The 23,159-nt window shown below is 46.2% G+C and carries 20 protein-coding genes and 5 tRNA genes; 14 read left to right on the plus strand and 11 right to left on the minus strand.

Annotated features, from left to right (window positions below):
• Positions 1-8 precede the first annotated feature (8 nt).
• Positions 9-1,670 carry a DNA repair protein RecN gene (gene recN, locus FTU87_RS11045; protein ID WP_100329416.1) on the minus strand — a complete coding sequence of 554 codons (1,662 nt, stop codon included), beginning with the start codon at positions 1,668-1,670 and terminating at the stop codon, positions 9-11.
• 414 nt (positions 1,671-2,084) lie between these two features.
• Between recN and FTU87_RS11050 the strand changes: the two genes are divergently transcribed.
• The 3 genes from FTU87_RS11050 to FTU87_RS11060 all read left to right on the plus strand — a co-directional run bounded on the left by FTU87_RS11050 (position 2,085) and on the right by FTU87_RS11060 (position 4,224).
• Positions 2,085-2,408 carry a pyrimidine/purine nucleoside phosphorylase gene (locus FTU87_RS11050; RefSeq protein ID WP_004281089.1) on the plus strand — a complete coding sequence of 108 codons (324 nt, stop codon included), beginning with the start codon at positions 2,085-2,087 and terminating at the stop codon, positions 2,406-2,408.
• A 136-nt stretch (positions 2,409-2,544) separates the two neighbouring features.
• Positions 2,545-3,294: a 23S rRNA (guanosine(2251)-2'-O)-methyltransferase RlmB gene (gene rlmB / locus FTU87_RS11055; protein WP_005168959.1), complete on the plus strand. Its 750-nt coding sequence runs from the start codon at positions 2,545-2,547 to the stop codon at positions 3,292-3,294.
• Between the two features lie 6 nt (positions 3,295-3,300).
• On the plus strand, positions 3,301-4,224 hold the full coding sequence (locus FTU87_RS11060; protein WP_005094400.1) for a DMT family transporter: 924 nt from the start codon (positions 3,301-3,303) through the stop codon (positions 4,222-4,224).
• Positions 4,225-4,245: 21 nt separating this feature from the next.
• On the opposite strand, the gene coaE is transcribed toward FTU87_RS11060, so the two are convergent.
• The 4 genes from coaE to pilB are packed head-to-tail and all read right to left on the minus strand — an operon-like array spanning position 4,246 to position 8,680.
• The gene (coaE, locus tag FTU87_RS11065; RefSeq protein ID WP_074383651.1) at positions 4,246-4,845 is read right to left on the minus strand and encodes a dephospho-CoA kinase; all 600 of its coding nucleotides are present in this window, start codon (positions 4,843-4,845) and stop codon (positions 4,246-4,248) included.
• A gap of 1 nt (position 4,846) precedes the next feature.
• Positions 4,847-5,707: an A24 family peptidase gene (locus FTU87_RS11070; protein WP_180071995.1), complete on the minus strand. Its 861-nt coding sequence runs from the start codon at positions 5,705-5,707 to the stop codon at positions 4,847-4,849.
• A complete protein-coding gene (locus FTU87_RS11075; protein WP_100329414.1) occupies positions 5,707-6,936 on the minus strand; it encodes a type II secretion system F family protein in 1,230 nt (409 codons plus the stop codon). The genes FTU87_RS11070 and FTU87_RS11075 overlap by 1 nt, the downstream gene beginning before the upstream one ends.
• A gap of 31 nt (positions 6,937-6,967) precedes the next feature.
• Entirely contained in the window at positions 6,968-8,680 is a 1,713-nt protein-coding gene (pilB, locus tag FTU87_RS11080) for a type IV-A pilus assembly ATPase PilB (protein ID WP_005094394.1), read from the minus strand.
• A gap of 277 nt (positions 8,681-8,957) precedes the next feature.
• Between pilB and tpiA the strand changes: the two genes are divergently transcribed.
• From tpiA to FTU87_RS11135, 11 genes are all read left to right on the plus strand, one after another.
• Positions 8,958-9,749 (plus strand): triose-phosphate isomerase, encoded by a 792-nt coding sequence (gene tpiA / locus FTU87_RS11085; protein WP_005094392.1) that lies wholly within the window; start codon positions 8,958-8,960, stop codon positions 9,747-9,749.
• A 13-nt stretch (positions 9,750-9,762) separates the two neighbouring features.
• A complete protein-coding gene (gene secG, locus FTU87_RS11090) occupies positions 9,763-10,092 on the plus strand; it encodes a preprotein translocase subunit SecG (protein WP_005094388.1) in 330 nt (109 codons plus the stop codon).
• A gap of 53 nt (positions 10,093-10,145) precedes the next feature.
• Positions 10,146-10,230: transfer RNA gene (locus tag FTU87_RS11095), tRNA-Leu, on the plus strand.
• Between the two features lie 54 nt (positions 10,231-10,284).
• Positions 10,285-10,361, plus strand: a tRNA-Met gene (locus FTU87_RS11100).
• Between the two features lie 80 nt (positions 10,362-10,441).
• A tRNA-Met gene (locus FTU87_RS11105) sits at positions 10,442-10,518 on the plus strand.
• A gap of 68 nt (positions 10,519-10,586) precedes the next feature.
• Positions 10,587-10,663 (plus strand) — tRNA-Met (locus tag FTU87_RS11110).
• A gap of 304 nt (positions 10,664-10,967) precedes the next feature.
• Positions 10,968-11,044 (plus strand) — tRNA-Met (locus FTU87_RS11115).
• A gap of 223 nt (positions 11,045-11,267) precedes the next feature.
• Positions 11,268-11,792: a ribosome maturation factor RimP gene (gene rimP / locus FTU87_RS11120; RefSeq protein WP_005094386.1), complete on the plus strand. Its 525-nt coding sequence runs from the start codon at positions 11,268-11,270 to the stop codon at positions 11,790-11,792.
• Between the two features lie 34 nt (positions 11,793-11,826).
• Positions 11,827-13,311, plus strand: a complete 1,485-nt coding sequence (gene nusA / locus FTU87_RS11125; RefSeq protein WP_005094384.1) for a transcription termination factor NusA — start codon at positions 11,827-11,829, stop codon at positions 13,309-13,311.
• A gap of 10 nt (positions 13,312-13,321) precedes the next feature.
• A complete protein-coding gene (gene infB / locus FTU87_RS11130) occupies positions 13,322-16,033 on the plus strand; it encodes a translation initiation factor IF-2 (RefSeq protein WP_005094383.1) in 2,712 nt (903 codons plus the stop codon).
• A complete protein-coding gene (locus FTU87_RS11135; RefSeq protein ID WP_005094380.1) occupies positions 16,033-16,437 on the plus strand; it encodes a ribosome-binding factor A in 405 nt (134 codons plus the stop codon). The genes infB and FTU87_RS11135 overlap by 1 nt, the downstream gene beginning before the upstream one ends.
• Positions 16,438-16,542: 105 nt before the next feature.
• Here the strand turns inward: FTU87_RS11135 and FTU87_RS11140 are convergent, their stop codons facing one another.
• The 6 genes from FTU87_RS11140 to FTU87_RS11165 are packed head-to-tail and all read right to left on the minus strand — an operon-like array spanning position 16,543 to position 22,763.
• Positions 16,543-16,947, minus strand: coding sequence for a Na+/H+ antiporter subunit G (locus FTU87_RS11140; protein WP_005094378.1), 405 nt, complete (start codon positions 16,945-16,947; stop codon positions 16,543-16,545).
• Between the two features lie 10 nt (positions 16,948-16,957).
• Entirely contained in the window at positions 16,958-17,233 is a 276-nt protein-coding gene (locus tag FTU87_RS11145) for a monovalent cation/H+ antiporter subunit F (protein ID WP_005094376.1), read from the minus strand.
• Positions 17,230-17,748 carry a Na+/H+ antiporter subunit E gene (locus FTU87_RS11150; protein WP_005094373.1) on the minus strand — a complete coding sequence of 173 codons (519 nt, stop codon included), beginning with the start codon at positions 17,746-17,748 and terminating at the stop codon, positions 17,230-17,232. The genes FTU87_RS11145 and FTU87_RS11150 overlap by 4 nt, the downstream gene beginning before the upstream one ends.
• On the minus strand, positions 17,748-19,556 hold the full coding sequence (locus tag FTU87_RS11155; protein ID WP_180097350.1) for a monovalent cation/H+ antiporter subunit D: 1,809 nt from the start codon (positions 19,554-19,556) through the stop codon (positions 17,748-17,750). The genes FTU87_RS11150 and FTU87_RS11155 overlap by 1 nt, the downstream gene beginning before the upstream one ends.
• On the minus strand, positions 19,556-19,921 hold the full coding sequence (locus tag FTU87_RS11160; protein ID WP_005168933.1) for a Na+/H+ antiporter subunit C: 366 nt from the start codon (positions 19,919-19,921) through the stop codon (positions 19,556-19,558). The genes FTU87_RS11155 and FTU87_RS11160 overlap by 1 nt, the downstream gene beginning before the upstream one ends.
• 4 nt (positions 19,922-19,925) lie before the next feature.
• Entirely contained in the window at positions 19,926-22,763 is a 2,838-nt protein-coding gene (locus FTU87_RS11165) for a monovalent cation/H+ antiporter subunit A (RefSeq protein WP_074383643.1), read from the minus strand.
• Positions 22,764-23,159: the final 396 nt, after the last annotated feature.

Genomic DNA, 23,159 nt, shown 5'->3' on the forward strand with positions numbered 1-23,159 from the left:
TGTGATATTTAAACCTGCTGAAATTTCAACTGACGTAACTGACGGGCATGTTGTAAAGTCGTTTCACTGATTTCAACACCACCGGTCATGCGCGCGAGTTCATCAATACGTGCATCTTCTTGCAAACTCAGAATGGTGCTGCTGGCCGGGTCGGTTTGCTGCTTTTTCACGAGTAAATGCTGATCGGATTGTGCGGCCACTTGTGCCTGATGGGTAATACACAGAATCTGTACATGCTGGGCCAAACCTGCCAATAAACGCCCGACAATCTCTGCTGTACCGCCACTGATCCCGACATCAATTTCGTCAAAGACCAGTACTTCGGCTTCGGTTTTTTCTGCATTCATGACCTGCATCACCAGTGCAATACGCGACAGCTCACCACCTGATGCCACGCGAGCCAGGGGTTGTGCCGGAATGCCTTTATTGGCAGTAAATAGGAGTTGAATAAAGCTGAGGCCTTCACTCGATGGCTGTTCCAAAGCTTCAAACTTAAACTCGAAATGGGCTTCTGGTAGTGCCAGTTGTTTAACCTGTTCTGTGAGCTGCTTGGCCAGAGGTGCTGCGGCTTCACGGCGAATCTGATCCAGATGTTGGGCTTTCTCCAGAAAATCCTGATAAGAGACTGCAACCTGTTCAGCCAGTGTTTCCGGGTCTTCCAGTTGATGCAGCTGTTCTAATTCGGTTTGCCAGGTTTCATATTCTGCCTTGAGCAACTCCGGTTGAGTACGATATTTACGTGCCAGACGGTGGAAAACCTCTAAAGTTGAATTCAGTTCTTCCATGCGTTCCGGGTCAAAACTCTGACGATCCATAAACTGACGTAAATTCGCCGCAGCATCTTCAAGTTCGCTTTGTGCATTTAATAAGGAATTATAAATTCCGGAAAGCTGCTCACTACGACCGGCATGCGATTCGACCCGACGCATAATTGATGCGAGTTCCTGGGTCATGTTCTGTTCAGCCTCATCGAGTACATTCAGGCTATAGACACAATCCTGCATGATCGCTTCATGATGGGAAAGCCGGTCAAATTCCTGCTCAATCTCCTGATAATCAGTCTGAACGATGTCTTCCAGTTCTTCCAGTTGCAGCTCAAGGGTTTCGATACGCTGTTTACGGGTGGCTTGTGCATCCAGTGCTGCCTGATGCTGGCGGATATTTTTCTGCCAGGTACTGTAAGCATCCCGTACCGCTTGCGCCGGCGCATAAAAATGATAATAACGATCCAGCCAATGCTTCGGATAAGGGGGTTCGAGTAGTTGTTGCTGACTGTGCTGGCTATAGAGTTGAACCAGTAAACGTCCAATTTCTTTTAGTTCGGACAGGCTGCTCGGTCGTCCATTGATCCAGGCTTTGCTGCGACCGGTGGCAAAAATTACCCGGCGTAAATGGATTTCACCTGATTCATCATCCAGCTCATGTTCTTTTAACCACGCGGCTTCAGGACTATGTTCCTGATAGCTAAAGCTTGCAGTCACATCGGCTTTTTCGGAACCATAACGCACATAATTGGTATCGGTTCGCTCACCCAGACAGGCAGACAAGGCATCTAACAAGAGGGATTTACCTGCACCGGTTTCACCGGTTAAAACGTTAAAACCTTTATCAATATCAATAGCAAGGTGCTCAGCTAAAGCAAAATTGATCAGAGTTAAATGTGTCAGCATAAACGCATCCGGGCTGCGAAAAGTTTGAGTGAAATAGCCTGATGTTGGATTGGGGTCACAACACGGCTGTGATTATAAATCAGGATGAATCAATTTCATTCTATCTTAAATTTTAGCGATTCATATATGCTTATTTCACTGTATTTTCGAAAGAAGCTGACTCAAAAGCCGGCAAATTCACTGCTTGTTTTCATAGTTTTGACATTGTCAAAGTTTAAGCTAGAAACCAAATCTGGCGGGCTGAATATACCATCAAGCCAGTAAACAAGCGGCCAGAATACCCCTTTCGCAATAGGCATTCAGGCGAGAAGCAATATTTCACCGCTGCCGACAAACTTCGATTGATTAGTTGAGAGTGCACATTTAAACTACAGCAATCAAAATATTACAAAATGCTTTATCTGGAGAAATCGCATGTCAGCTCAGTTTGATCATGTATCTGTACTTAAAAAATCAAATGTATATTTCGGCGGTTTATGTATCAGCCATATTGTTCAATTTGAAGATGGCACCAAAAAGACTTTGGGGGTCATTTTACCATCAGAAAATGCCTTAACCTTTGAAACGCATGTGCCTGAGCGCATGGAAATTGTTTCAGGTGAATGTCGTGTTCAGATCGGAGATAGCGAAGAAAGTGAGCTGTTCCGTGCAGGCCAGTCCTTCTATGTGCCGGGTAATAGCCGTTTTAAAATCGAAACCGATGATGTGCTGGACTATGTCTGCCATTTTGAAGGTTAAGTACAGCGCAAGATCAGTGCAAACCGGGCAAGAAATTTCAGTGCGAATCGGTTAAACTAATCATTCTATAGAAATCCTGTGAAGTCAGCTTTACGGGATTTTTCTTTTATATATAAATTTAATTTAGAGGTCGTTCATGGCAAAACCTGAATATTTTTATGGCGTACATTCAGTGGAGTCATTGTTAGAGCTTGAGCCTGAACGTGTCTTGACATTATTCACTCTCAAAGGACGCGATGATCAGCGTTTAAAACGTGTACTGGAACTGGCTGAACCGTTTGGCATCAGTGTGCAGCAAGCCAGCCGTGACAAACTGGAAAAATTGGCCGGTCAACCCTTTCATCAGGGTGTTGTAGCAGCCGTTCGTGCCCATCCGGTCTTGAATGAAAAAGATCTTGAGACATTATTGAGCGCAAATCCGCAAGCCTTGTTATTGGCCCTTGATCATATTACCGATCCACACAACCTCGGAGCATGTGTGCGTACCGCCGCTGCGATGGGTGTTGAGGCGGTGATTGCACCACGTGATCGTTCTGCAAGCTTGACTCCGACTGCACGTAAAGTGGCTGCCGGTGGTGCTGACAAAGTCAAATTTATTCAGGTGACTAATCTGGCGCGTACCTTGGGGCAAATCAAAGAAGACTTTAATGTGCGAGTCGTCGGTACCATGCTGGATGAAAAAGCGCTGCCGATTCAGGAGTTTGATTTCACCGGTACTGGTGTCTGTGTGGTGATGGGTGCGGAAGATACCGGTCTACGTCCAATTACACAAAGCCAATGCGATCAGACGGTGTATATCCCGATGGCGGGTAATCTGCAAAGCCTGAATGTCAGTGTTGCAACAGGTATGGCACTGTATGAAGCTTGCCGCCAGCGTAACCTGTAATTGATGATGGCATTGTCAGATCGTACACAGGGCTATGTCTTTCTACTGACGACTATGTGTATCTGGGGCGGTTTTACTTTAACCGCCCGTCTGAATGCGCTTTGGAACATCAGTGCTTGGGATATCGTGGCTCTGCGGTTTTCTTTGGCTTTTCTGATTCTGATGCCGATCTTGCTCTATCGCAAAGAGGCGGCTTTTTTACTGAAAAAAGAACCCTTTATTCTGGCCATGATTGGCGGAGTAATTTACTGTCTGTTTGCCTATAGCGCCTTTCATTATGCGCCTACCGCCCATGCCGCGATTTTCTTGAATGGCTGTATTCCGATTTGTACTGCCATCATGGCTTTTTTCCTGATGGGGCAGGCTTTTGATAAGCATACCTGGGCCAGCCTGATTATTATGATTGCGGTGCTCTGTATCATGAGTCTGTTGATGTATCAGGAAACCGGAGTGGCATTCGGGGCAGGGGATGGGCTATTTTTTATCAGTGCAATACTCTGGGCAATTTTTACCGTGTTATTGCGGAAATATCAGTTAACTGCATGGCAGGCAATGAGCGGTGTCGCGATCTGGTCAGCAGTGGTTTACGTACCTGTTTATCTGCTGTTTTTACCCAAAAATTTGAGTGTGCCAGAACCCCAGCACTTATTGTTTCAAACCATCTTTCATGGGGTTTTTGTGGTAATTATTGCCACTTTAAGCTATGTCGAAGCAATCAAGCGTCTCGGTGCATTTAAAGCCGGTAGCATTACCAATCTTGCACCATTTATTGCTGCGATTCTGGCGGTGCCTTTATTAAATGAAGCGCTGAGCCTGGCGATGATCTGTGGCTTGGTGGGGATGGCAATTGGGGCCTTACAGCCTTGGCGCTGGATTGGCCGTAAAGATAGTTTAGAAGCACAACTTGCAGCACAGAAAAAGCAGTCTTAATCGGACTGCTTTTTTTATACCTTAGGCAGCTGCCATGTTTAAATATTTTTCATGCAATGGGCGGAGATGGGCATAAAGATGATCCAGATGACCATCATTCAGCACAATATCATCAGCCATGGCCTGTTTCTGTTCACGTGACATTTGTGCGGCAATAATGTTTCGGATTTGCTCAATATTTTGACCATCACGTTGTGAGGCACGTTCAATTTGCAATTCGATTGTGGCATCAATCAGTAAGCGATGCTGAGTGAGCTCATGTTGATTGGTCTCAAACAGGAGCGGTGAAACCAGAATGGCATAGGAACTTTGCGCAGCATCTAACTGCTGAATAATCGAAGTGCGAATTGCTGGATGAGTAATATTTTCCAGGGTTTTACGTGCTTCAGGAGACTGGAAAATATATTCGCGCAAGGCACGACGATTCAGTGAACCATCTTCAAGCAGTACCCAATCCCCAAAAGCCTGCTGAATCTGGGCGAGTGCAGGCTGGCCAATCTCGACCACTTCACGCGCCACCACATCGGCATCCACAACGACAATGCCTTGTGCTTCAAACCATTGACTGGCCGCAGACTTGCCACTACCAATCCCGCCGGTTAATCCGAGTATAAATTTCACTTTATTGACCTAAATACACTTTCATAATCTGCTCGCCCCACAGAAAAGCAATCCAGCCGGCAATCGCGATATAGGGACCAAAGGCAAAAGGCTGATTTTCCTTACGGACTTTCAGCAGGATAATCCCGATAATCGCACCCACTAAAGAAGAAAGGAGCACAATTAATGGTAATAGCAAAGGCCCCATCCAGGCACCCAAGGCGGCAAGCAATTTAAAATCGCCATAGCCCATACCTTCCTTGCCAGTGACAATTTTAAAGACATAATACACCACCCACAAACACAGGAAGCCAATGATATAGCCCCAGATGGCAGAACTCGGTGAGGTATAGAGGGCATAACTATTGACGCCCAGACCCAGCGCGGCCAGGGGTAGGGTATAACGGTCCGGCAATAACTGGGTGTCAAAATCAATAAAGGTCAGTGCAATTAAGACATAAGTCAGAATCAGGCCAAATAACATCTGGACAGTCGGACCAAAAACAGCCACCACCATCAGCGCACAGGCCGCGGTCAGAAGCTCAATAAATGGATAGCGGATACTGATGGGATTTTGACAGTTGCCGCACTTGCCGCGCAAGACCAGCCAGCTGATGACGGGAATATTCTGGTACCAGCGGATTGGCTGATGACATTTGGGGCAAGTCGAATCGGGTTTGCTTAAACTTAATTTGGTCTCATCAATAATTGGCTGTTCCGGATGCAGGAACATTTGGCAATCGGTACGCCATTCCTGCTCCATCATCCTGGGAGTGCGATAAATCACCACATTTAAGAAACTACCAATGCAGAGACTAAAAAGCCCAACTGCGCTATACAGCGCTGTTGGGTTTTGAATGAAATATTGAATAAGATCTTGCATTAAACCACAGAACCCATTTGGAAGATTGGAAGGTACATGGCAATCACCAGACCACCGACAAGTACACCGAGAACAGCCATGATCAAGGGCTCCATCATGGAAGTGAGACCGTCTACGGCATTGTCGACTTCATTTTCATAATGGGTAGCAACTTTATCCAGCATGGCATCTAACGCACCGGATTCCTCACCAATGGCGACCATTTGCACGGCCATAGATGGAAACTTGTTGGTCACCCGCATGGCAAACTGTAATTGCTGACCAGTGGCAACATCTTCGCGGATTTTCATGACGGCATCTTCATACACCACGTTATTGGTTGCGCCAGCAGTGGATTCCAGTGCATCAATCAAGGGTACACCGGCTGCAAAAGTGGTGGCCAAGGTACGGCTATAACGGGCAATAATCGCTTTATACACCAGATCACCGAAAATAGGTGCTTTAAGTGCTGCTTTATCCAGAAAGTCGCGGAATTTTTTACTGCGTTTTTTTGCTTCCAGAAAAGCCGTAATGATGGCCCCAATGGCAATAATGAGCAGGAACCAATATTTTTGCATCCATTCCGACATATTGACTACCATTTTGGTAAAAGCCGGTAAGTCAGCACCAAATGAAGAGAATAAATCCTGGAAAACCGGGACCACTTTTACCATTAGAATAATCGTGACAATCAGCGCGACCACGACCACCGCAGCCGGGTACTTCATGGCTTTTTTAATTTTTTGCTTGAGCAGTTCACTTTTTTCCTTGTAGATCGCGACCCGATCCAGCATGGTTTCTAGCGCACCGGATTGTTCACCCGATTCGACCAGTGAACAAAATAGTTTATCGAAGTATTGCGGGTATTTACGCAGTGCACCGGCAAAGGTATTACCACCTTCCACCTCACCTTTAATCCCCAGAACGACTTCACGCATGGCTGGATTCTCCAGACCCTCTGCAACAATTTCAAAGCCTTGTACTAAAGGTACGCCGGCTTTCATCATGGTCGCGAGCTGTCGGGTAAAAATCGTAATATCCAGTGTGCTGACACGTTTTTTCATTAAGCCTTCGAGAATGTTTTTTTTCTTTTCCCGAATGGTCTTGATGCTGATGCCCTGTTTTCTGAGCGTCACTTTGGCCAGTGCCATGTTGCGCGCCGGCAATTCCCCCTTGATCTTTGCCCCTTTACGATCAATTCCTTCATAGCTGAAGATCGGCATCATCTGGCCTTTCTTTACTGCTGCCATACCTTTATCCTTATTTTAGATCAGCGCACGATCATTCGCTGGTGACACGATTGACTTCCTGTAAAGAAGTCACCCCCTGCATCACCTTGATTAAACCTGATCGGCGTAAATTGTTAAAACCTGCACGGGCAGAAGCATCGGCAATTTCAAGTGCATTGCCATCTTCCATAATAATTCTAGAAATTTCAGGCGTCACTTTCATGACTTCATAAACACCTACACGACCCTTATAGCCTTCGCGACATTCATTGCAACCTACCGGCTCATAGATCTGGAACTCTGGTTGCTGGAGATCTGCTTCGGTAAAACCCATTTCCAATAAACTCTGCTGTGGAATGTCGGCAGGTTTTTTACATTGTGAACACAGGCGACGTGCCAGTCGTTGTGCAATAACCAGATTCACTGAAGTGGCAATATTAAAAGACGGCACGCCCATATTGCGTAAACGGGTCAGGGTCTCAGGCGCACTGTTGGTATGCAGCGTTGACATCACCATATGACCGGTCTGTGCCGCTTTAATGGCAATTTCTGCAGTTTCCAGATCCCGGATCTCACCGACCATCACGATATCTGGATCTTGGCGTAAGAATGACTTCAAGGCAGCAGAGAAGGTCAGGCCGACTTTATTGTTGACGTTGACCTGGTTAATCCCTTGCAGGTTGATCTCGACTGGATCTTCCGCTGTGGAAATATTGGTATCTTCACGATTCAGGATATTCAAACCGGTATAAAGTGAAACCGTTTTACCAGAACCCGTTGGCCCGGTAATCAGCAGCATGCCTTGCGGTTTATCCAGCGCCTGCATAAACAGTTCTTTTTGTTCCGGTTCATACCCCAGTGCATCGATCCCCAGCATCGCGCTAGATGGATCTAAAATACGCAGTACCAGTTTTTCGCCAAACAGGGTCGGTAATGAGTTGACACGGAAATCAATGGCTTTGTTCTTTGATAGTTTCAGCTTGATACGGCCATCTTGCGGAACACGTTTTTCAGAAATGTCCATTTGCGACATGACTTTTAAACGTGAAGACAGGCGGGTTGCCAACTGCAGCGGCGGTGTTGCAATTTGGCGTAATACCCCATCGACCCGATAACGAACCCGGTAGATTTTTTCATAAGGTTCAAAATGCAGATCCGAAGCACCCATACGAATCGCATCGATTAATAATTTATTGATATATTTGACAATCGGTGCTTCTTCTTCACCTTTGTCTTTTTCATCTTCTTCTTTACTCGGATCAGATGAATCGAAATCTACATCCAGATCAAAGTCTTCATCAAACTCAAAAGTGCTTTCTTCGGTAAAATTCTGCTCGATCAGTTTTTCCAGTTTATTGTGTTCAACAATAATGGTTTCAATATTGAGCTTGGTTGAAAAGCGAACGGCATCAATCGCTTCAATATTGGTCGGATTACTGATGGCAATATATAAAATACTGGAATTTTTAAAAATTGGCAGGATGCGATGCTTGGTAATCAGCTTCTCATCAATGATATCCCGCAAAATTTGCGCAGGATCATAGGCACTGATATCAAACAGCGGCTCACCAAATTCGACTGAAATCGTTTCAGCAATAACGGTTGGGGAGAGCTGTTGCTGGTTAATCAGCTCCGCCACAATATCTATTTTTTCTTGCTTGGCATGTGCCAAAGCACTGCGCATATCTTCAGCCGAGATGACGCCTTCCTCGACCAAACGACGAATAAATCCGGTAAATCTTGGCGACCCCTGTAATGCTGTCATGCTATAAATGCCTATAAATCAAATTTTTTTAATTGCTATATTAAAATTATACGTTTGTTACGTAAAAATACCATAGCTAAGAGTGCTGCTACCTTCCTCATATCCAGTAAAACTTTGAACTGGTTAGAAGAAGTTCCCATTTTTTTAAGTGATAACAAAAAACAACCATTTTGAATAGTCTAAACCTAGAATAAGTGATAAGAAAACTATTCTTTAAATTTTCCAATTCCGTGTAGAATGTGCCCAATTCGAAATATGTAAATAAAATAGGTTAATTATGTCAGTTTCGACGATTACCCCTTGGGTAATAGGTAACTGGAAAATGAATCCGCTGCAGGCAGATGCATTAACACTGGTGCACGGTATTAAAAATTTACTGGAAACTGCACCAATCGCCGCAGATAAATGTCATATCGGTGTAGCCCCGATTGCTCTTGCCCTGACCCAGATTCAGGCGGAACTGTCATCTGCGACTCGTCCTGTTTACACTGTAGCACAAGATGTTTCACGTATTTCAGGAACGGGTGCTTATACCGGTGAAGTGAGCGCTGAATTATTGCAAGACAGCCAGATTCATTATGTACTGATTGGTCATTCTGAGCGTCGTGAAGTTTTCGCAGAAAACGCAGAAGTTCTGAATGCCAAAATCAAGCATGCATTAACTGCCGGTTTAACGGTGATTTACTGCGTGGGTGAAAGCCTGGAACAACGTGAAGCAGGGCAGGCTGAAGCGGTCGTATTGCAACAGATTTGTGATATTGCAGCGGTAGTGGACGCTGAGCAATGGAAAAATATCGTGATTGCTTATGAGCCGATCTGGGCAATTGGTACCGGTAAAACCGCCTCTCCTGAAGATGCACAAGCCATGCATGCACAAATCCGTCAAGGTTTGAGCCAGATCACCGGCTATGGTGCAACCATGGCGATTTTATATGGTGGTAGTGTCAAGCCGGAAAATGCAGTAGAGTTAGCAGCCTGCCCGGATATCAATGGAGCACTGGTCGGTGGTGCATCACTCAATGCTGAGTCGTTCCATAAAATTGCTCACGCATTTGCAAATACACAATAATTAGGAGTTCAGCATGCAAACTTTTGTGCTGGTAGTACATATTATCTTAGCTGTTTTGATGATTGTCTTGATTTTGGTTCAGCATGGTAAAGGTGCAGATGCTGGTGCCTCTTTCGGTGGCGGTGGTGCGGCGACAGTATTCGGGGCATCGGGTTCCGGCAATTTTATGACCCGTTTGACTGCTATTTTAACGGCGCTATTTTTTGTGACCAGTTTGACTCTGGCTGTTTTGGCCAAGAAAGACAGCACAAATGCCTATAGTTTGGGAACGGTTCAATCTGCGCCGACCATGCCTGTGCAATCGAATGAAACTTCACCAACTGCACCAGAAACGACCGAATAGTTTTAATTAGTCCTTTCTTTTTTCCAGTGATGCGACTAGAATGCGTCACAGCTGCGGTGGTGGTGGAATTGGTAGACACGCTACCTTGAGGTGGTAGTGCTTTCGGGCGTGGGGGTTCAAGTCCCCCCTTCCGCACCAACTTATAATCCAGAAATTTAAGTTGGTGTATGCAGCTGAAAAAACTTCTGTTGATGCGGGATGGAGCAGTCTGGTAGCTCGTCGGGCTCATAACCCGAAGGTCGTTGGTTCAAATCCAGCTCCCGCTACCAATCAATCCTTTTTAAAGACGCAAACTTTTAAGAGGCAGTTTAATAAGTTATTAAGCTGAGAAATATAATTTGCATGTTGTTGCGGGATGGAGCAGTCTGGTAGCTCGTCGGGCTCATAACCCGAAGGTCGTTGGTTCAAATCCAGCTCCCGCTACCAATCTTTTAAAGATGCAAACTTTAAAAGCAGTTTAAGTTTTTTTAAGCTGAATGTTATTTGTACGCTGATGCGGGATGGAGCAGTCTGGTAGCTCGTCGGGCTCATAACCCGAAGGTCGTTGGTTCAAATCCAGCTCCCGCTACCATTTAAATAGTTTGGTAAACGTTATTTATAGATTTAGTTGATTGCTTGTCGGGCTCAACTCTCTATAAGCTAGCGAAGGTCGTTGGTTCAAATCCAGCTCCCGCTACCATTTAAATGGTTTGGTAAACGTTATTTATAGATTTAGTTGATTGCTTGTCGGGCTCAACTCTCTATAAACTGGCGAAGGTTGTTGGTTTACATCCAGCACCCACTACCATTTTTTCAGTCACAAATGACAAATATGCAGAATGATGCAGTTTTGATTGAAAAGCTCTCATCTTTTGTATATAATTTTTGCACGTTGATGCGGGATGGAGCAGTCTGGTAGCTCGTCGGGCTCATAACCCGAAGGTCGTTGGTTCAAATCCAGCTCCCGCTACCAAGTTTCTAAAAAGAGGCTCACAACAAGGTGGGCCTTTTTGCACAGTGGGATTTGAAAAAAAATCGCTATTGTGCTTAATTGGGGCGATTTACGCCCTTTTTTATTGGCTATCGTGTAGTGTCGACATTATTTGGTCACGTCTCCATGTTTCACTACTACTATAGTTTGTATTGGTTTGTAGTGGTCAAATAGATCATAAAATCGCACCAGATGACGAGAGTAAATGAAGCTATCAAATAAAACTCAAGCACTTCAGGACTTGATTGCACCGGCAGTTGAAGCCTGTAATGTAAACCTTTGGGGGATTGAGTTCCTGCCACAGGGTAAACGTTCGTTATTACGTATCTACATCGACAAACCGGTCGATGCAAGCGCTGAACCGGCCGTTAATGAAGACGGTGAAGAGGAACAGGGGCGTGGTATTGGTGTTCAGGATTGTGTGCGTGTAACGCAGCAAGTCGGCGCCATGCTGGATGTTCATGATCCGATCTCGGGTGAATATTCACTTGAAGTGTCTTCTCCAGGCTGGGATCGTCCATTCTTCCAGCTCGAACAGATGTCAGGCTATATTGGTCATAGCGTAGCATTACGTCTGATTAGTGCAGTAGATAACCGTCGTAAATTCCAGGCCAAACTGGTTGCAGTCGACCTAGACAATGAAATGATTCAAGTTGAAGTAGAAAAGCAACAGGTATTGGAGATCGACAGTCACAATATCGATAAAGCAAATTTGGTCTTCCAAGATTAATTGAATAAATAAAAATTTAACGAATAGGTGACGTATGGCACGTGAAATTCTGACCGTCGTTGAAACGGTTAGTAACGAAAAGGGTGTACCTCGTGAAGCAATTTTCGAAGCGCTTGAGCAAGCTTTAGTTGCGGCGACCAAGAAAAAATTCTACGAAGGAACTCGCTCTGAAGAAGCACGTTTACGTGTGGAAATTGATCGCAAAACAGGTGACTACCGTACTTTTCGTCAGTGGGAAGTAGTCGCTGACGAAGATCATGAAATGCCAGCGTGTCAGGATGCGATTTCTGATCTTGATCCTGCACAATGGTCAATTGGTGATATTCGTGAACTCGAAGTAGAGTCGATTGATTTCGGTCGTATTGCAGCACAAATTGCCAAGCAAGTGATTGTACAGAAGATCCGTGAAGCAGAACGCGCACTTGTGGCCGATGCTTACGAATCTAAAGTCGGCGAGCTGATCTATGGTGAAGTGAAGAAACAAACCAAAGATGGCTTTATCATTGACTTGGGTGATAATGCTGAAGCATACCTTGCACGTGAAGAAATGATTCCGAAAGAAATTCTTCGTCCGAAGCAACGTATGAATGCGATTCTGTTCAATGTGAACCGTGAAGGTCGTGGTGCGCAACTCCAGTTGTCACGTGCCAAGCCGGATATGCTGATCGCATTGATGAAGAAAGAGATCCCTGAGATTTCTGAAGAAATTATTGAAATTAAAGCAGCAGCTCGTCAACCAGGCGTGCGTGCTAAAATTGCAGTAAAAACAAATGATCACCGTATTGATCCGGTTGGTGCATGTATTGGTATGCGTGGTACACGTATCCAGGCTGTTCAACAAGAATTGAACGGTGAGCGTATCGATGTCGTGGTATGGTCTGACGATCCTGCCCAGTACATCGCCAGCGCACTGGAACCAGCAGATGTATCGAGTATTGTCATCGATGAAGATGCCCGTACTGCAGACATCATCTTTGCAACGAGTGATCAATTGGCTCGTGCGATTGGTTCACAAGGTCAGAACGTTCGTCTGGCATCAGAATTGACTGGCTACAAGCTGGACATGATGCTGGAAGAGGAATACTACGCCCGTCAACAAAACGAAGCGCAACAGTATCTGGACATGTTTGTAACACGTCTGGATATCGCGGAAGATTTGGCGATGGCACTGGTAGAAATGGGCTTCACCTCGCTTGAAGAAATTGCTTATGTCCCTGCAGAAACGTTTGATGAAATCGAACTTGATGCTGAACTGGTTGAATTATTGCAAAGCCGTGCGAAAGAAATTGCACTTGCTGATGCATTACAACAGCAAGAGAATATACAAGCGCCAAGTGAAGAACTTGTTGCAATGGAAGGCATGACAGCAGAGATCGCGCAAGCTCTAGCAGCTCGTGGTGTGGTAACAGTTGACGATTTGGCAGATCAGGCGACCGACGATATCGAAGATATTGAAGGTTTGGGTGCTGAGAAAGCCGGTCAACTCATTATGAAAGCGCGCGAATCATGGTTTAACTAGGAGGTAGTATATGACGGACAAGTCGATTAAAGAGTTAGCCCTCAGCGTGGGTCGTCCAGTTGAGAAGCTCCTAGAGCAGGTTCGTGAGGCAGGTTTACCACAGCGTAAAGCTGACGATATTATTACCACCGAACAACAAGATAGCTTGATGAGCCATGTGAAGAAATCACAAGGTTCAGAAAGCCAAGCAGGGCAAATCACGTTGAAACGTAAAACAACCAGTACCGCAAAAGTTGCGAGTACTTCAGGTAAGGCGAAAACAATTAATGTAGAAGTTCGCAAGAAGCATACATTTGTTAAGCCTGATCCAGAACAGATCAAAGCAGAAGCATTGGCGAAAGCCAAGGCTGAACAACAGGCCAAAGCTGCGCCTGAGCAGAATACAGCACAAGCTGCTTCTTCTGCTGAAGCTCCGAAAACTGGCGTAAATAACGCGAGTAAAGCTCTAGAAGCGATGCGTGCTGCTGCAAAACAAACCAGCGACAAGCAAGAAGTTTCTAAAGCGGCAGTCGTGGTAAAACGCAAATCGACCAACAAGCCGATTGTAAAACAGGTTGTTAAACAAACTGAAACGGCTGAACAGAAAAAAGCACGTGAAGCTCAGGCAGCGCAATTAAAAGCGACTGAAGAAGCAGCACGTCGTAAAGCGGCTGAAGAAGCGCAGCAACGTACGCTTGAACAAATGCGTCAGATGGCGTCTAAGTACACCGCTGAAGATACAACAGCAACGATTCGTGTCGTAGATGATTCTCCGCTTGCTGCCGGTCTGGTGGGTCAGGCATATGAAGACTCATTTGCCAAAGAAGACCGCGAGATCAAACGTGGTACCAATACCCCAGCTGCACGTGCACCGAAAAAAGGTGGACGTCGTGGTCAGGAAGAACAGAGCTTCAGCAAACAGCCTAAACGCGGTTTGAAAACCAGCCAGGGCAATAAGCACGGCTTCGAAAAACCTGTGAAGAAACAGGTTTACGATGTTGAAATTGGTGAAACCATTGTTGTGGCTGACTTGGCTGCGAAAATGGCGATCAAGGTTCGTGAAGTTATTAAATCTCTCATGAAAATGGGTGAGCTGGTTACTCAGAACCAAGCCATTGATCAGGAAATTGCAGCGTTAATCGTAGAAGAAATGGGTCATAACCCGGTATTGGTTTCTGATACGCAAGCTGAAGATAACCTGCTTGAAGCAGCTGAAGAAGCACGTGGTGCACAAACAACGCGCGCACCAGTGGTTACCATCATGGGCCATGTTGACCATGGTAAAACATCGCTTCTTGACCGTATCCGCCGTGCCAAAGTGGCGCAAGGCGAAGCAGGCGGTATTACCCAGCATATTGGTGCTTACCACGTTACAACCGACAAAGGTATTATTACCTTCCTTGATACTCCGGGACACGCAGCGTTTACTGCAATGCGTTCACGTGGTGCCAAAGCAACGGATATCGTTGTACTGGTTGTTGCAGCAGATGATGGTGTTATGCCACAAACTGCAGAAGCAATCGACCATGCACGTGCTGCAGGTACACCAATCATTGTTGCAATCAACAAGATGGATAAAGAATCTGCTGATCCAGATCGCGTATTGAACGAATTGACCACCAAACAGATCGTACCTGAACAATGGGGCGGTGATGTACCGGTTGCCATGGTTTCGGCGCATTCTGGTCAAGGTATCGATGAACTTCTAGACCTGATTTCGATCCAGGCTGAATTGCTTGAATTGAAAGCATCGGAAGAAGGTGCTGCACAAGGTGTGGTGATTGAAGCACGTGTAGACAACAGCCGTGGTGCGGTCACGTCTATTCTGGTTCAAAACGGTACCTTGAAAGTGGGTGACCTGGTTCTTGCTGGTTCATCTTATGGTCGCGTTCGTGCAATGACCGATGAAAATGGTCAGCGTATCAAATCTGCAGGTCCTTCAATTCCAGTGGAAATTTTGGGTCTTCCAGAAGCGCCAATGGCAGGTGACGAAGTTCTTGTTGTTAGCGATGAGAAAAAAGCACGTGAAGTTGCCGATGCACGTATGGATCGTGAACGTCAAAAACGTCTTGAGCGTCAATCTGCAATGCGTCTTGAAAACATCATGGCGTCTATGGGCAAGAAAGATGTGCCTATCGTGAACGTGGTGCTGAAAACTGACGTACGCGGTACACTGGAAGCCTTGCATGTTGCACTTGCTGAACTTGCAACGGATGAAGTGAAAGTACGTATTATTGGTTCGGGCGTTGGTGCAATCACCGAGTCTGACGTAACACTGGCTGAATCTTCAGAAGCAGTTCTACTTGGCTTTAACGTTCGTGCGGACAACACTGCGCGTCAAAAAGCCGATGCAGACAGCATCGACATTCGTTACTACTCAATTATCTATCAATTGATTGATGATGTGAAAGCAGCAATGAGTGGTAAGCTGGCACCTGAACATCGTGAAACGATTCTGGGTGTTGCACAAGTACGTGAAGTATTCCACTCAAGTAAATTCGGTGCGGCTGCGGGCTGTATGGTTCTTGAAGGCGTATTGCATCGTAACAAACCGATTCGCGTACTCCGTGATGACGTGGTGGTATTCCAGGGCGAGCTTGAATCTCTTCGTCGCTATAAAGAAGTGGTTGAAGAAGTTCGTGCCGGTATGGAATGTGGTCTTGCGGTGAAAGGTTATAAAGACATCAAAGCACTGGATAAGATCGAAGTGTACGATGTTCAACTGATTAAACGGAGTCTTTAATGGCGGGTAGTCAACGTCTGAAGCGTATGGCGGATACAGTACAACGCGAGTTGTCAGAACTGATCCGTCAGGAGCTGAAAGATCCACGCTTAGGTGGTCTGGTGACCATCTCTGCCGTGAAGGTGAGCCCGGACTTGGGATATGCGGAAGTTTATGTCACTGTTATGGGACGTGAGCTGGGCGATGAACAAAGTGAAGCGGCGAATAAAGAAACTTTAGAGGTATTAAACAAAGCCTCTGGTTTCCTGCGTCACGAACTGAGCCGTCGTATCAAAACCCGTATTACACCTCGTCTACGTTTCCATTACGACAAGACCAATGCCTATGGTAACTATATGTTTGGTCTGATTGCTGAAGCTGTGAAGGATTTACCTGAAGCTGAAGCAAAAAAAGATGATGAATAAGTCTTAGGACAATAAAAAAGCCACCTTCGGGTGGCTTTTTTATAGCTGGCTTTATTGAAACTTTAAACATTAGAAGTGAATCGACCTATCTAAAAATAATCTAAATCAAGTGAGATCATCATTTTTATGATTCATTTTTTTCTCATAAAAAGCACGGCGACGTGAACGTTGCCAAGGCAGGGGACGCTCTAGTGTTTCTGGAACCTCACCACTTAGTGAGCGTAAACGTAAATGCAATGCTGCCTGCGCCATCAGATTGGCCGATACTGGCGCAGTGATAAAGGCAAATAGGGTAATCAGCACTTCAGCAAAACCGAAACGGCCGTACATGGCAGAAAAAATAATCGCGGCAATCAGAAAACTGCCCAAGCCCAAGGTACTGGATTTGGTTGGTGCATGCAGCCGCATAAACAGATCGGGCAGGCGCACCATCCCGATCCCACCGACCAGCATGAAGAAAGCACCAATCAATAAAAAAATCGAAACTAGTATTTCTAAAATTAACGGCATTTAAAAACTCCTAGTCGATGACATGGCCAGTGGTGAAATAACGCGCCAAAGCTGCTGTAGAGACAAAGCCGAGCATCGCCACCAGTAAGGCCTCTTCAAACAGAAAAGTGCTACTCCAGTAAATTCCCAAAATGACAATCAGACAGGTGGCATTCAGGAACAGGGTATCGAGTGCCAAGAGGCGGTCAACGATAGAAGGGCCGGTAATGAGTCGGATCAGGCAGAGTAACATCGAGACAGTGACTGCACCCAGGCAAATCATTAATGCATAAGGCAGAATCGTCATATTTTTTCTCCTGTCTGTGCGCTGAAAATTTTAAGCAAGGGCTGTTCATAACGTTGTTTGATCAGCTCGATTTCAGCTGCTTCATCATCCGTGCTTAAAGCATGCACCAGAATATCACCACGATCCTGATCAATACCGGCAGTGACTGTGCCCGGTGTAGTGGTAATAATCATGGCCAGTAAGGTGTTGACTTCTTCATGCTCGGTTTCCAGAGGCACACGGAACCATTTGGGATGTAGGTTTTTGGTCGGCCCCAAGACCAGTTTTGCAACTTTAAGATTGGCCACCACAATGTCCCAGACCACGACAAAGAACAGACGCAGCGCAGGCCGCCACTGGATATTCGGGGTATAGTCAATAAACGGCGCGACCATTTTGGGAATGACAATCGCCAGAAGCAGGGCCACCAGCAAGGTTCCGGCTTCTGTGCTATGTGACAGTAAAGTCCAGCTGAGCCCCACGATTACAGAAACCAACGGGTGCGGGAACCAACGTTGCAGGAATGATTCAGCCATTAAGGTCCCTCCGCCGGTTTAAGTTGATTATCATCATGTTGGGTTTGTTCAATATGCTGCTGGTCAATCTGACGTTGTTTGAATTCAGAAATATTTTCACCTTCCAAAGTGGCTTCTGAAATCATATAAGGAATCAGATGTGCATTTGGATCCACCACCTCGCCACCATATTTGGTTTCTGGCAAATAACTTGGATCAAAGGGTTGCACACTAATAAATTGACCTTCTGCATCACGTTTTAACAGGGCAGCTTCATAGACCGGATTGTTTTTAATCTGTTCTGCCGTCTGATAGTTATATTGATAGATCGGTCCAGCAAATACAACATAAGCTGTTAAGCCGGCAAGTAGCAAATAGATCGTGTGATCATTACGTGCAGGTGCCTTACTGGGTAAAGCTTCATATTTGTGGAAATCGTCAGAATTCAAATCATCTTCAGGTTTGGTCGAGCGCCAGAACAGCATAAAGCCGACTCGAGTAAAAGCCAGAATACTGAGGAAACTCACCAGCAGAATGGTCAGGATAATGATCATCTGATGCTCTGAATTGGCAGAAGCCTGCAAAATAAAGACTTTGCCAAAGAAGCCGCTGAACGGTGGCAGACCGGCCATCATCAAGGCAATGATGAAATAGACAATCGAAACCAGCTTGTTCTGTTTCATCAGCGGTGCGATTTTAAAATGATCTTTGAACTCACCGCGCTGTGAGGTAATCCAGCCAGACAGGATATAAAATGCCGCAGCAATCAGGGTACTGTGTACCATATAGTACAGGGCGCCGGCCCAGGCTGCAGTTGTATTCATGCCAATCGCCACCAGAATCGTGCCGACTGAAGACAGCACCATAAAGCCGACAAAACGGCGCAGGCGTTCTGTACCAATCGCACAAATGACACCATAGACTGAAGTAATCAGACCGATCACCAGTAGACAGTTCATCAGAATCTGATGGCTGTATTCATCATCAAAAACAGTTCCATTGATTCGCAAAATCGCATAAATCCCGACTTTGGTCATGATGGTAAAGAGTGCGGCAATAGGGGTGGTGGCTACGGCATAGGTTTTGGGTAACCAGAAGCCCACCGGCAGCATTGCCGCCTTAATCCCGAAGACCACGAATAGCATGAGTCCACCGGCAACGGCTAGTTTATGCTGATCTGCTGCCAAGGTAGGCATTAAGCGCGCCACATCGGCCATGTTCAGACTGCCGACACTGCCATAAATCATGCCGAGTCCAATCAGGAACAGCGCAGAAGCCAGCAGGTTAATGGTGACGTAATGAATTCCCAGCTGGAAACGCGCCTTGCCCTGTCCATGCAATAGCAGCACATAGGACGCCATCAGCAAGATTTCAAAGAATACGAACAGGTTGAATAAGTCACCAGTCAGGAAGGCGCCGGTCAGGCCCATCAGCAGGAAATGCACCATGGTATGGAAATAACGGCCACGGGTATCCCATTCTTTACTGGCATACCAGACCACCGGTACTGCCAGGGCATAGGTCAACACCAGCATCATGGCAGAGAGTTGGTCCAGCACCAGCACGATCCCAAAAGGTGCCGCCCATTCGCCCAGTGTATATACACTGACTTGACCCTGACTGCTGTCAATTAAATAACTGACCGCAATGATCAGACCCAAGATACCCGAGATATGGCTGATACCACGACGCCAAGGCTGACGCCAGTCTGTGGTCAGGGAGCCAGAACCCGGATTGCCTAAAAGTACCAGACTAAAAGCGGTAAGGGCCGGTAAAAGAATACTGAAAATTGGCGTATGTTGAGACCAGAAGTGAAGAAGATCAGTCATTAAGGCTCATCCTCACGTGGGTCAATCTGAGGTGTTTCTTCTTTTGAATCAACGTGGTCTGTTCCTGATTCATAACGGCTACGCAGTGCCAGCTGAACAATAAAGGCAGTGGTGGCAAAGCCAATCACGATGGCGGTCAGCACCAGTGCCTGCGGAAGGGGATCGGTGACTCTGGAGGCCTCGGTCAATACGGCAGGCGAATTCATCTGGATCCGCCCCATGGCAAATAAAAACAGGTTGACCGCATAACCAATCATGGCCAAGCCCAGCACCACCGGAAAAGTACGCGCACGCAGAATCAGATAGATTCCGGTGGCGGCGAGTAGACCAATGGCGGAGGCTAATAAAAATTCTAAACTCATCATTCTATTATCCTCTTGGTACTGGGCCAGTCATACTGGAGTGACGTGAATCGCCCAGCACAGAAATCATCAGCATGGTCGCACCGACTACAGTGACATAGACACCGACATCAAACAGCGCCGCCGAAGCCAGATGCATTTCTCCAATCACGGGTGGCGAGACATAGATATGTGCGCTGGTCAGGAATGGGCGTGACCAGAACCAGGCTGCAACCCCGGTCAAACCGGCAATGGTTAAACCCACGCCAATCCAGATTTCATACAAACGACCAGATTTAGCACCCAGCAACTGTTCAGTTTTATCCTGTCCCACTGCAATATATTGAATAATTAAGGCCAGTGAGGTGACTAATCCGGCAATGAATCCACCGCCCGGCAGGTTATGGCCACGCATAAAGATATACAGGCTGACTACCAGAGCTACAGGTAAAATCCATGATGCCGTGATACGTAACATCAAGGGGGAGGGATTAAATCGATAGGTCAAACCTTGGGTCATGGTGGTGCCATGCGCACGCATGCCATCCATAAGGCTAAGCACACCAATCGCGGCAATCCCGAGTACAGTAATTTCGCCGAAGGTATCGAAACCACGGAAGTCGACCAGAATCACATTGACCACATTGGTGCCGCCGCCGAGTGGAATTGACTGCTGCAGGAAGAACCATGAAATAGAATTATGATCGCGGGTCATGATCAGCCAGGCGATGGTGGCAATACCGAGACCGCCGCCCAGCGCAATGATCGCATCGCGCCAGCGCCGGGTTGGACTGGATTCATAAGGGGTTAGCTGCGGTAGCAGAGATAAACTCATTAATAACAAGACGGTGGTTACTACATCGACCGTAATTTGGGTCAATGCCAGGTCAGGTGCCGAGAAGCCAATAAAGACCATGGTTACCACCAGACCCACTGCACCACTGATCAGTACCGCTTTAATCCGTTCATGATGGAACCATAGCAGCATCCAGCAGGCAGAGAACAGCAACATCCACAAGACAATGGCCAGGGCAGGGGCATGGGTCAGCTCACGCGTACCGCTACCGATACCATTGGATAGCAATGGGAAACCAACCAGACCGATGGTAAAGATCACAATCCATAATAAATAGCTTTGTAATTTGCCAGTTTCAGTGGCACGGCGGAAACGACGTGAATTTAACAGCAGATTTTTCAGGAACAGGTCAAACAGGATCCGACCCTGTAAGCGGCCCAGTTTTGGATCCAGATCAATTTCACGTAAGGCACCACCTTTGGCCAGAGAAAAGTAAAACACTGCACCACCGGCCAAAGCAATCACACTCATTAATAATGGCAGATTAAACCCATGCCAGAGGGCCAGATGCGTACCTTCAAAAGCAAAATTTTGAGTCGTTGCCTGCGTGGTACTATTCACGATTTTTTCGACCAAAAGTGCTGGCAATAGACCCACTAAAATACATAGAAATGCCAGTAAAGTGGCGGGTGCGCGCATGCCAAATGGTGGCTCATGCGCATTTTTATTCGGGACTTGCTTGCCCAGTGGGCCGTCGAAAAATACCCCATGCACCAGACGAATCGAATAAGTGACTGCAAAAATTCCGGCCAATGTTGCCACAATGGCTGAACCGACCAGCACTGGCCCGCTTAAATTGGCCACCAGCTCAGTAAAGAACATCTCTTTGGAGAGGAAACCATTGGTCAATGGAACACCGGCCATAGAGGCCGCAGTGATCATGGTCAGCGTTGCAGTAAAGGGCAGCAGTTGCCACAGACCGGAAAGCTTACGTAAATCACGGGTGCCAGATTCATGATCGATAATACCGGCAATCATAAACAGGGCCGCTTTAAAGGTCGCGTGGTTAATAATATGGAAAATTGCCGCTGCGACTGCCAGTGGAGAACCAATCCCGAGCAGACACATGATCAGACCCAGATGACTGATGGTTGAATAGGCCAACAGGCCTTTCAGATCTTCCTTAAAAATGGCAAAAAAGGCGGCCATGCACAGGGTAAACAGACCGACAAAGGTCACAATATTATGAAACAGTGCCGCGCCAGCAAAAATCGGGAGTAAACGTGCGACCAGAAACAGGCCGGCTTTGACCATGGTGGCTGAGTGTAAATAGGCAGAGACCGGTGTCGGTGCTGCCATGGCATTGGGTAACCAGAAATGGAAGGGGAACTGCGCACTTTTGGTAAAGGCACCGAGTAAAATCAGCAACAAAGTGGGAACAAATAGCGCATGTGACTGGATCTGTTCAGTCATCGTCAGGATTTGATCAATCTGATAAGTGCCGGTAATTTGACCCAGCAGGATGAAGCCACCAAGCATGGCCAAGCCACCCATGCCGGTAATGGTCAAGGCCATACGTGAGCCGCGCTGTGCGGCTTCGTAATTGCTCCAATAGCCCACCAGTAAAAATGATGAAATACTGGTGAGTTCCCAGAAAACCAGCAGGATCAGCAAGTTATTTGACAATGAAATTCCGAGCATGGCTGCCATAAACAGCATCAGCAAGAAATAAAGTTTGCTCAGCGAATTTTTAGGATTGAGATAATAATAGGCATAAATATAGATCAGGGTGCCTATGCCACTGATCAGCAAGGCAAACAGCAGGGCCAGAGAATCCAGACGGAAACTAAAATCGATCCCGAGCTGGGGCAGCCAGGACCAGGTCTGAATGATCACGGCACCATCAAAGATGGCAGGCGCCTGACTCAATAATAATAAGAAACTGCTGAGGCTGACACCAATTGCCCCTAAAGCCGTTACCCCGCGCGAAAATTGCTTCAGCCACGAGACAAGGGTTGTGCCTAATACTAACGGTAACAATATAATAATCGGCAGCACACTCGTATCCATTGTCGTGATTTAGGTTGTGACCAACCTAGGGTGAATCTTCATCTTTCAAGGACTACAGGATTACAAGGAGCAACCCAAACTTCTCAATCTTGAAAGCCAAAAGAATATTCAAAAAGAATATAAAAACAGTTGTATTGCGCAACTTATAAACGATAGCAAATTCCGATTTTACAATGAAATTCGCAAATAAAACCGATCATATTACAGGATAACAACAACATCAACGTTTTTATGTCGAACTTATAAATTATACGCGAGCAGGCTTTTGGCGTGGGGTGGATGCTTAAACAGATCATCCAGAAGTGACCGAAAATTAAGATTAAATTGCAAGCATTGATTGTAAATATGACTAAATGCAGTTTTACAATTGCAAAAAGACAGCACTAAAATGGTCTG

This window comes from Acinetobacter sp. YH12156 (genome assembly GCF_013418235.1).
Lineage (GTDB): Bacteria > Pseudomonadota > Gammaproteobacteria > Pseudomonadales > Moraxellaceae > Acinetobacter > Acinetobacter pseudolwoffii.